The organism is Bradyrhizobium sp. AUGA SZCCT0177 (assembly GCF_018130125.1).
Lineage (GTDB): Bacteria > Pseudomonadota > Alphaproteobacteria > Rhizobiales > Xanthobacteraceae > Bradyrhizobium.
In genome coordinates this window covers 1-9,329 of the sequence record NZ_JAFCMA010000068.1, presented here as the reverse complement: position 1 = coordinate 9,329, position 9,329 = coordinate 1, and the positions used below count along the sequence as shown (strand labels likewise).

Here is a 9,329-nt window from a genome sequence, read left to right as displayed (position 1 = left end):
GGCGTGACAATCACACAATTAATAAGCGCTCGAGTTGATGAGGTAATCGAATAATCGTGCGAGTCCGCTCTTGGCACCTTTGAGACATGCCCGCCTATCCTTAGAATGTCCGTTCACCGGGGTAGACCGGAAGTCACCGTGGTCCAGCCAAAGCGACGTGAATGACCCCCAATAGACGTCCTACATCCACTCTTGCTCAAGCCACCACGGCCTCCACGATGCTCGCCGCAGAGCTGGTTGGGACAACCCGCGTTAGCCGGAAACCGGCCTTGGTCAGAAGCGACCCGTATTCGACTTCGGTTCGCTCCTGACCTCCCATACTAACGAGCATCGTCATGTCGAGCATTTTCCCTGGATGCGGGGTGTCGCCGAGGGGCAGCACCATTTCGACGAGGAGCAGACGACAGGCCGGGTTCATTGCCTTGCGGACATTGCCAAGGATAGTCAGGCATTGATCCTCGTCCCAATCGTGGATGATGTGCGAAAGGATGTAAGCATCCGCCCCAGTGGGGACGCACTTGAAGAAATCGCCGGCCTCAATCGTCACCCGATCACTCACGCCTTTGGCGTCGAGCAAAGTCGGAGCGTCGGTCACCACGTGCGGCCGGTCAAAAAGGATGCCGCGCGGTCTGGCGTGATGAGAGAGGACGGCCGCGAGCATGTTGCCGGTCGCACCGCCGACGTCGATAATAGTTTCAAAGACTGAGAAATCATAAGCTGCGGCGACGGCTGCAGGCTCTTGGCTGTGGATACCGACCATCATCTCGCTGAACAGCGAGGCGTCCTCAGGATGATGGCCAAGGTAGTCGAAAAACGTTTCGCCGTGCGCCTTCTCAAAGCCGGGTTTGCCGGTCTCAATGGAATAAACCACATTGTCCCAACCTCTTTGAGACGACGGACTGCCGGAAAAAATCACGGATGATCGTGCCGAGCCAGGCGCGCCGGTCTTCAGCGCCTCGCCTAATTCGGTCAGGGCAAAACGCTGTTCTGTGCGCTCGGTCAGAATGCCCAGGTTTGCTAGTGTACGCATCAGCCTGTGCAACGAAGGCGCATGCGCGTGCATAGACTCGGCAAGCTCCGCAGCGCTCTTCGGGCCGCGGGCGAGTTGATCGGCCAACCCCAGCTTGGCCGCTGCATAGACTACTCTCGCGACAACAAAGCCCCGGCCCATCTGGATTAATTCAACGTGCGGCGGAAGGTCGTCCGACTTACTAACTGCCATACCAATCCCCCAAAAAGAATGCTGCATTCTACTAGGTAGCGGAGGAACCGGCTACTTCGGCTATTGGCACTTTTGAGACGTGCTTGCCTATCCTGAGAATGTCCGTTCACCGGGGTAGACCGGAAGTCGCCGTGGTCTGGGCAAACCGACGCGAATGACCCTTAGCCGACATAAGCGGGCAGCCAAGTTGAGCGGTAGAGCCGCCCCTTTGCGTCGGGAGGGAATGCATATCGCAACCGGCGAACCAGTTAGGGGCGGCTCCCCTGAAATGTGCGTAATAAATTGATCTAGCTCAAAGTGCTGCGTTCGTTTCCGCGAGAGACTTTTGTAGGGGCCAAGCAGGAGAATGGACATGACCAAGCTCCCCTATCTTCGGACCATGTTCGCCACCTGCATGTTGTTCCAGACAATCTACGTTCTGTGCGTAGTCCTTTGGCTGGCCGTCCCGGACCTCAAGGGGCACGCACTTCTGTCGGCGGTCTTTCCCTACTTCACTTTGCTGAGCGTCGGCAGTTTTATCTACGGCCTTGTCGCGAGCATGATCTACGGCTGGATCGTTGCAATCATCTTTGTGTTCTTCTTCAATCTGTGGCCGCAACTGATCGCAGCCGTTCCCGGGCAGAGAGCTATCCGAACTTAGCTAAGCCGTATGCATCGAACTTCAGCAACGCCAATCTGGCTCTCTGTACATCATGCCGGTTGTGCGAATTGGAGGTACAGATGATGAGCATCCTCAAGCTGTTGACCATGGTAAGCGTTTTGTCTTGCTTCGCGCTCCCTGCGATGGCTCAAGCCGACAAGGGGGGCAGTTATCACTACTCCGGCGGGCCTAAGTCCGAAGTCCCGTATCATCCCGGTAAGAAAGAAGTCGGCGCGCCAAAGAAATCTAGCTTCGGCGGGAGCCACCATTATTTTGGCGGGCCCAAATCCGAAGTGCCCCATCACATCGGACCTAAGAAGGATTGATTGGAAAGCTCCGCCGGCGCGCGACCGCTTTCCAAAGTTGTGACTGAAGGTCGGCAACAGTCGATAGTGGCGGTTGTAGATGGCAGGAACGTAGCTCGAAGACCGGCATTCAAACGAGGAACTCCCATGAAAAAGGCCGTTCGCGTTTTGGGAATTACGATATCCGCTCTCACGCTGGCATATGGCGCTGTCGGTGCAATGGCACAGCCCCAGTCGAGCCAGCAGGCTCATTCACATAGTACGGATCAGGGAAGCGGAGGCAGTGCGACTGCGCAAGGCGATATGATGTGCGGAGGCATGATGGGTCGCGGCATGGTGGGCCGCGGAATGATGGGGGACGGAATGATGGGAGGCGCGATGGGGCCACCGATGATGTTCCGCATGGTGTTCGCTCTGATGGACGACGGCGACGGGCAAATCTCATTGCAGGAATTTCAGGCCGCGCATGAGCGGATTTTCAAGGCCATGGACAGCAACAAGGATGGCCAGGTGACGCAAGAGGAGATGCAAGCCTTCATGCACGGGCGGCCCGGTACGCCGGCCTCGCAGCAGTAGCGCGGTCTTTCCCGTCAGCGCACGACGCCATGGCTAAGCCGCCCGTTCGGTTCGGGTGACAAGAGGTGAGGCCAATTGCGAGGGATAAGCGGACCTCCGTGCATGTCCGTAGTTGGCACTTTTCGGACATGACTGGTCTCACTGGCAATGTCCGCTCACGGGGCAGAAGCGGGGATCGGGCATTCGCAGTTTGAGGTCTGCTTGTGGTCCATCGGCGCGCGCCGCCTATCGTGTACTGATCGTACATAAAATAAAGCCGAGAATACGCGAGTGCAAATATCCTCAAAAGGCGCGGTAGCGCGGTCCCCGCATCAATTCGCGCCCTCAGAAGGACCCGAACGACCGATGGTGGGAGGTGGTGGCAGCTCGACCTCCGACGCGACCGGCGTCAGCGTCACCACGACGGACATAGCCGCCCATCGAAACGCCCAGCGAGCGTGCCCTTGGGAACAGCGGGCGCTTGCGCGGAGGCAGAACCGCACGGGCCTCCGATGCGATTTGTCGCACGGGACCGCCCTTCTGATGACTTAACGTTAGGGAGGATGGCTCTGACGGAGATCAGCGCTATGGGGTCATTTGAAACACTCGCCATCGTCGTTGTTTTTGTTCTGGCGGCAGTGGCCGTGACCATGCTCCTGCAAACCCGGAGACGATAGCAGGACGGCGTCACGACCCAATGACAGGGTTATCGGACGGCGGGGGGCCGGTTGGCAAAGATCGAGATCGAAGAGGTGCGCAGCGGCCGCATCGCGTCATCACCGCGACACGGGGCAAGCCATCAACGACGGGATGTCTGCTTTTGGGGCCAAAGCAGACGTGCGCTGGTCACCCCGGAATTTCGCCTTTTGACCCGCAACGGACATCGCCAGTCTTAGCTAATTTTGTGCCTGAAGCTTCTTTTGGCCCCTTCCGAGTCGCCGATTGGAGCAGTTAAGATGTCACCCGTCGGGGGGCGCGGGCATGAAGCGGCGGGATTTTCTCGGTATCGTGAGTGGGGCGGTTGTTGCGGGGCCTATCGCGGTACGCGCGCAACAATCCGAGCGCGTGCGCTTCATTGGCATGCTCAACGCCCTCGAATCGGACGATCCTGAGGCGCAAGCGCGGGCCGCGGTTTTTGAACAGGCTCTTCGGCAGTTAGGGTGGGTGGTCGGCCGCAATCTCAAGATCGAAGTTCGTCAGATCGGCGGCGATGCCGACCGTGGTCGCAGCGATGCGGCGGAGCTGGTAGCTCTCACGCCGGACGTGATCGTGACCATCGGCAGTGCGGCCGTCGGACCATTGCAGCAGGCTACGCGTACTGTCCCGATCGTGTTCGTGAACGCTCCCGATCCGGTCGGTGCCGGCTTCGTCCAAAGCATGGCCCGCCCGGGCGGCAATATCACCGGCTTCTCGAATTTCGAATACAGCATGAGCGGCAAGTGGGCCGAGTTGCTCAAGCAAATCGCGCCAAACGTGACCCGGGCTCTGGTGTTTCGTGATCCAGCCACTGCGGCAGGCATCGGACAATTCGCGGCGGTTCGATCGGTAGCGCAGAACCTTGGCATTGAACTCACACCCGTGAACGTGCGCGACACCGACGAAATCGAGCGGAGCGTAGCGGCGTTCACACGCTCCGGCAGTGGCGGCATGATTGTAACCTCAGGCGGCACGGGGTCTCGTCGCAAGCTCTTGATCGGTCTTGCCTCTCGTCACAAATTGCCATCGATTTATCCCTATCGCTATTACGCGGTGGACGGTGGCCTTATGACTTACGGAGCTAACACGCTCGATCCGCTCCGGCGCGCCGCGGGGTATGTCGATCGTATCCTCAAAGGCGAGAAACCGGCCGACATGCCGGTTCAGGCGCCGACCAAGTATGAGCTGATTATCAATCTCAAGACTGCAAAGGCGCTCGGCCTAACCGTACCGCAGTCGCTGCTCGCGACCGCCGACGAGGTGATCGAGTGAAGCGACGCGATGTCTGAATCTGGCACCTTTCGGACATGGAGCGATGTCCGCCTTGAGTCCGCTATGCGCTGCACAGCGGACATGGAACCGGACCTGTGCGTTAGTCCTTTATGTATCCTTGAATGATGCTTCGCAGGCTCTCACCCGCGCTGATGCTTGATGCCCGATTATAATGCGCCTCGGTAACGCGCGCGTCTTTGTGATGTAATACCGCGCTAGCGAGGTGCGGATTGGCGCCGCCATAGATGGCAGCACTGGAGGCGATAGCGGTGCGGAACAGATGCGGGCTAACGGCGACGCCGACGGTGGATCGGGTGGTTTCGGTCACAGCGCGCGCGACGCCGTCGTAGGTCATTGGACTTTCATCGTTTGACGAAAGCCACAAGGCTGTGGTCGATTGATCTGCTCCAGCCAGAAATGGCCGGTACTTTTTGAGATAGCGGTCTAGCGCCGGTTGGAGCAGATCGTCGATCCGCCGCTCGTCAGGACGATCCTCTTTGGTCTCTGTCGCCGACAGCACTATCCACCACGAGCCTTTGATTTCGACGAGGCTGCGGCCGATTTCCAGGGCCGCAAAGTTCTTCAGCCGAACCGGGTGCATGGCGAGCATCGCGACCATCAAACCGTTTCGGACCTGTCGCGCCTGACCGAGCTTGGACATCCTGCGGGAGTTTTCAGCCTCTGCGATCAAGGTCAGGCCGGCCTCGACGAGGACTTCCGTCAGCACCCAGCGATTGGTCTTCGATCGTGGCCGCATCACTAGGGCGAGGTCTTTTTCGATGTCGGTGAGCCAGGACAGGTCACGCGCTGGATCGATCAATTCGCAAGCCCGTCGAAGCTTGTAGATCGACCCTTGAACCGTCACCGAGCCGACGCGGGCGGTGAGTTCCTCCAAATATGTATCGACGTTCGCCGGTGTGACATGGCCGCCTGCTGTCTTTTTCGGATCAAACAATCCCTGTCGGTTCATAAAATCAAGGAAGTAGCTGTAGCGCCGTGCGAGGTCCGCCAGTGTGATGGCCTTCATATGGCTGCCGGCACCGCCACGTTTTAGGCGCTGGCTCGGCCTGCTGACAGACATCCATGCCTTGCGGTCGGACTCGGGCCAGAACTCGATCGGGAGCGATCGGATCCCCGCTTTCTCTGACGGCTCAATCGGCTGCGGTATCGACATAGGATAGCCCCTCTCAGGCCGCATCCTCGAACTTGATGTGCTCGCGGATGATCTTGCCGAACGCCTCATTGGCCTGCGTCGTTTCCAAACCGCAGTAGAAGTTGACGGTGGTTTGGATGTTGCGGTGGCCGAGCAGACGCTTGACGGTCTCGTATTCACCGGGGCGATGCTTGAGATAGATCGCCGCGCAGGCATGGCGGAACTGGTGGACCGTCATCCGCACGCCCGTCACCTTCTGGATGCGCTCCGTGATCTGGGTGCTGAACATGTTCGCCGTCTTCGGCTTCCCGGCGACGCCCGGGAACAGCCAGGCCGTGTTGGAACCGCGCGCCAGCGTCGACCGAAACTCGTGGATGTACTCATCGATCAACCCGGTGAGAGCCTTGTCGAACGTAAATTCGATAGTGACGCGGTTCTTGACGTCATAGTGCGGGAAGACCAGCCAGAACGGCGAGGCCTGTCCACCGGGCTTGATCAGGTTCTTGCCGAGTTCAATGGAGACGAGGTTGGTCAGTCGGACCGGCGCAAACGACAGGATGGCGATGGCGACCGCGAGCTGGGCGGTCAGGGCTGCCTTGACCGGCGCGTGGGCTTGATCGGCCCGGGCTTGCCGCATCAACGCGTTCGGCAGCGAGACCACCTCGCTCCAGATGCCGTCCGTCAGCACCTGCCGGATCAAGTCAAGGTTCTTAGCCGTCAATCCTCCGTGGCGGTGTTCTTCCAGGGACACGCGCATATCGTCGAGACGCTCGATGCTCGCCTGGTCGAGGCCCGTTTGCCTCGCCACGCTGAGCAGCTTCCAGGCGAGATCGATGGTGTAGACCTTCGGCTCCGCTCCATTGTTCTCCCAGTAGGCGTCGAGCACCGGCGCCGCCACGTCGGGGTGGACTAAGGCAGCCAGTGACTTCAGACTCTCGATGGGGAGCCCGATCTTGACCGCCATCCGCGCCACCGCCACCAGTTCCGCTCGACGGGTCTTGACTGTCCTCGGACTGCACGGCCGGCTGCGCTTGCCGTTTGGTCCCTTGCGGATCTTGCCGAGCCCGGCGAGATACTTGACGATGTCGCGGCGCAGGCCCTCGGGAAACTCTTCCCACGCCGGACCTTCCTGGGCCTTGACCGGCGGCTCCGTCAGCCGCCGTGCAGGCCAGGCCGGATTCTCGCCAGCAGACAGATTCCAGGCCCGCGCAATCGAGCGGTGGGCCGCGCTGCCGGCGGCCAGCGAAGTCGTCTCGGCGCGGTACCGCAGATAGTCCGCCACGAGGGTGTCATCGACTGCGTCCAGCATTAAGCCGCGGCCCGAGCAATAGCGCATCAAGCCGTAGAGACGGGCGCGGCGACCGCGGTCGCCGATGCCATCCCGCAATGTTGCCCACTCGGCCGACAGGGCAACCCCGCGTGCGGGCACGTTGAACTCCTTGCCAAACCAGCGAAGTGCTGCCGCGGCATTGGCCCGGTGGTTGGCCACCGTTTTTGGGGTGACGCCCAAGCGCGCGTGGTGCAGCAGGCCCACCGGCAGGCGGATCGCCGTCCATCGCGCCGGGGTCACCTCAACCGGTCGGTCAAGCCATTTCGCGATCTGCCGCAGCGAGCAGATCCAGTGACGTTTGACGCTCGCGGACAGGTCGGCGGCGACCTCGATCGCGATCATCGCTGCGGCGAAGGTTGGTTCGAGGGGCATCATAGATTCGGTCATTGGGATCAACTCCTTCGCGCTGCCGATGCAGGGGTTACCCCATCGATGTATACCAGTGGAGATTGGGAAGTCGTCAACAGTATAAAGGGTATCGATACTTACACAAAACATCCTAATCAAAGACTATACTGTGTCATTCCGATGTATACTGATGTATAGAGACAGACATCTACTACGACCGCGAAGGAAAAGAGCACGAAGGATTTTGTCCTCCGCACTTTTCACGTCGGCGCTACCGGCAACCATCGTTCATGGTCCGCTCGTAGAGGTGCGCTGCTGCGATTTCATCCACTGCTGGAGCGCCGTCTCGGAGTAGCGGACGGCACCGCCCAGCTTGATGTAGGGCGGGCCGTCACCGGCCAGTCGACGTTTGGCAAGCCAGCTCACGCTGAGATTCAGAGCGCGCGCTGCCTGCTTCGGCGTCAGAAGAAGCGTGATGACCGCTGGGGCGGACGGCGGCGAACCGCTTGGGCTGGAAGACTTGGGAGGCATTGGACATACCCTTATCGGAAAGACCGGGCGTGCCGCCCGAGCAATCGCCGGGTTGGCCCGGCAATCGACATCCAATTAGGAGAACGCCTGGAGATTCGCACATCGGCAAAACCTCTTCAGACGGAACCTCGCTCTATCATCTTTGCTTTAGGCGCTCCTTACTCCGATCCAGACGCGATCCAGTGGCTTCTTCACCTCCAACCACCATTTTAGGATTCAGAAAAGGTTCGAGGCTTCTAGCAGCGTCGAACAGCCAACCTCGTCGTTTGTCCGATACCGAATCCTTCCAGGAAGTCGGCTGAACGTCGCCTTTCTTTGCGATGTCTAACAGCAAAGCCGTGAAATCATCATGCCATTGCGCGGGCGGACGTCCCCCCTTGCCTTCTTGTTTCTTCAAATTCCGCGCAGCAATTAGACACGCTTCTGCCAGCTTAGCGGGGTCTTTTTGCAACCCAATCAATTCATCCGCTTTCTCAAACGATCCTACCTCGGGATCCGCCGCGAGCACAATTTTCAGCTGCGAAACGACTTCGATGTCTCGGACGTCCTGGATCCCAGTCTGATGAGCAGACAAGGTATCCGTCGCCGCGGCCACATTCTTGCTGATCGCCGTTAGACGCCTCGCTATCGATAATGTTTTGAGCCGGCTCTGCTCTGCTGACCAGCGTCCGACAATGGCTCCGAGCCGCCAATATAAGTTCTTGACTTCGGATGCGCTGAATTCCGCTTCCGGACTTAATTCCTTGAGAACTTTTCTAAGCTCAGCCTCGGTTCGATACGGCGTGACCGTGGTCGCACCGCTGGTTGGGATTCGTGCCATCTAGCAACTATGGCCTTCATGAAATCTGTTTCAATCGATAACTGCTCGGATGTCTGCTTTGCCCCCGGCAACGGACATCAATGGTCGCCGGATCAATGTCCGCTTTGTGCGGCGGGCTCAATTGGTCAGCGCAACACTCTAATCTTTGGCAAAGATGGAGTGTGGACATGAAACAGCGACGTCGCATTTATTACTCGGCGGCCCAGCGATCAGAGATCTGGGATCGGTGGCAGGCCGGCGAGCCGATGAGTTCGATCGGACGCCGATTTGACCGGGAATCCTCGTCGGTGTTCTCGGTGATCTCGCCGACTGGCGGCGTCCGTCCTCCGGATCGGCGCCGTGCCAATCAGGCGCTAAGCCTTTCTGAACGAGAGGAGATATCTCGATGGCTCAGCATGCGCTGCTCGTTGCGGTCGATCGCGCGCCACTTGGGACGATCTGCGTCAACCATCAGCCG

10 protein-coding genes are annotated in these 9,329 nt (G+C 59.3%); 5 read left to right on the top strand and 5 right to left on the bottom strand.

Annotated features, from left to right (window positions below; all coding sequences use genetic code 11):
* Positions 1-196 precede the first annotated feature (196 nt).
* Entirely contained in the window at positions 197-1,222 is a 1,026-nt protein-coding gene (locus JQ597_RS37365; RefSeq protein ID WP_212270377.1) for a methyltransferase, read from the bottom strand.
* Positions 1,223-1,574: 352 nt separating this feature from the next.
* Here JQ597_RS37365 and JQ597_RS37360 point away from each other — a divergent pair, with 352 nt between their 5' ends.
* The 4 genes from JQ597_RS37360 (at position 1,575) to JQ597_RS37345 (ending at position 4,690) form a co-directional block, all read left to right on the top strand.
* Positions 1,575-1,862 (top strand): hypothetical protein, encoded by a 288-nt coding sequence (locus JQ597_RS37360; protein WP_212270376.1) that lies wholly within the window; start codon positions 1,575-1,577, stop codon positions 1,860-1,862.
* A gap of 83 nt (positions 1,863-1,945) precedes the next feature.
* The gene (locus JQ597_RS37355; protein ID WP_212270375.1) at positions 1,946-2,188 is read left to right on the top strand and encodes a hypothetical protein; all 243 of its coding nucleotides are present in this window, start codon (positions 1,946-1,948) and stop codon (positions 2,186-2,188) included.
* A gap of 126 nt (positions 2,189-2,314) precedes the next feature.
* Positions 2,315-2,743 carry an EF-hand domain-containing protein gene (locus JQ597_RS37350; RefSeq protein ID WP_212270374.1) on the top strand — a complete coding sequence of 143 codons (429 nt, stop codon included), beginning with the start codon at positions 2,315-2,317 and terminating at the stop codon, positions 2,741-2,743.
* 960 nt (positions 2,744-3,703) lie between these two features.
* Positions 3,704-4,690, top strand: a complete 987-nt coding sequence (locus JQ597_RS37345) for an ABC transporter substrate-binding protein (protein WP_212270373.1) — start codon at positions 3,704-3,706, stop codon at positions 4,688-4,690.
* Positions 4,691-4,790: 100 nt separating this feature from the next.
* Here the strand turns inward: JQ597_RS37345 and JQ597_RS37340 are convergent, their stop codons facing one another.
* From JQ597_RS37340 to JQ597_RS37325, 4 genes are all read right to left on the bottom strand, one after another.
* The gene (locus tag JQ597_RS37340) at positions 4,791-5,864 is read right to left on the bottom strand and encodes a site-specific integrase (protein ID WP_212270372.1); all 1,074 of its coding nucleotides are present in this window, start codon (positions 5,862-5,864) and stop codon (positions 4,791-4,793) included.
* A gap of 13 nt (positions 5,865-5,877) precedes the next feature.
* Positions 5,878-7,515, bottom strand: coding sequence for a tyrosine-type recombinase/integrase (locus JQ597_RS37335; RefSeq protein ID WP_249148477.1), 1,638 nt, complete (start codon positions 7,513-7,515; stop codon positions 5,878-5,880).
* 294 nt (positions 7,516-7,809) lie between these two features.
* Positions 7,810-8,052: a helix-turn-helix transcriptional regulator gene (locus JQ597_RS37330; RefSeq protein WP_212270370.1), complete on the bottom strand. Its 243-nt coding sequence runs from the start codon at positions 8,050-8,052 to the stop codon at positions 7,810-7,812.
* A gap of 136 nt (positions 8,053-8,188) precedes the next feature.
* Positions 8,189-8,872, bottom strand: coding sequence for a hypothetical protein (locus tag JQ597_RS37325; RefSeq protein ID WP_212270369.1), 684 nt, complete (start codon positions 8,870-8,872; stop codon positions 8,189-8,191).
* Positions 8,873-9,039: 167 nt separating this feature from the next.
* Here JQ597_RS37325 and JQ597_RS38600 point away from each other — a divergent pair.
* Positions 9,040-9,329: helix-turn-helix domain-containing protein (locus JQ597_RS38600; RefSeq protein WP_502754837.1), on the top strand; the 290-nt coding region annotated here is incomplete at its 3' end.

Bases quoted from the DNA above. Each gene is read 5' to 3' on its own strand.
- JQ597_RS37365 (WP_212270377.1), bottom strand. From the start codon at position 1,222: ATGGCAGTTAGTAAGTCGGACGACCTTCCGCCGCACGTTGAATTAATC.
- JQ597_RS37360 (WP_212270376.1), top strand. From the start codon at position 1,575: ATGACCAAGCTCCCCTATCTTCGGACCATGTTCGCCACCTGCATGTTG.
- JQ597_RS37355 (WP_212270375.1), top strand. From the start codon at position 1,946: ATGAGCATCCTCAAGCTGTTGACCATGGTAAGCGTTTTGTCTTGCTTC.
- JQ597_RS37350 (WP_212270374.1), top strand. From the start codon at position 2,315: ATGAAAAAGGCCGTTCGCGTTTTGGGAATTACGATATCCGCTCTCACG.
- JQ597_RS37345 (WP_212270373.1), top strand. From the start codon at position 3,704: ATGAAGCGGCGGGATTTTCTCGGTATCGTGAGTGGGGCGGTTGTTGCG.
- JQ597_RS37340 (WP_212270372.1), bottom strand. From the start codon at position 5,864: ATGTCGATACCGCAGCCGATTGAGCCGTCAGAGAAAGCGGGGATCCGA.
- JQ597_RS37335 (WP_249148477.1), bottom strand. From the start codon at position 7,515: ATGATCGCGATCGAGGTCGCCGCCGACCTGTCCGCGAGCGTCAAACGT.
- JQ597_RS37330 (WP_212270370.1), bottom strand. From the start codon at position 8,052: ATGCCTCCCAAGTCTTCCAGCCCAAGCGGTTCGCCGCCGTCCGCCCCA.
- JQ597_RS37325 (WP_212270369.1), bottom strand. From the start codon at position 8,872: ATGGCACGAATCCCAACCAGCGGTGCGACCACGGTCACGCCGTATCGA.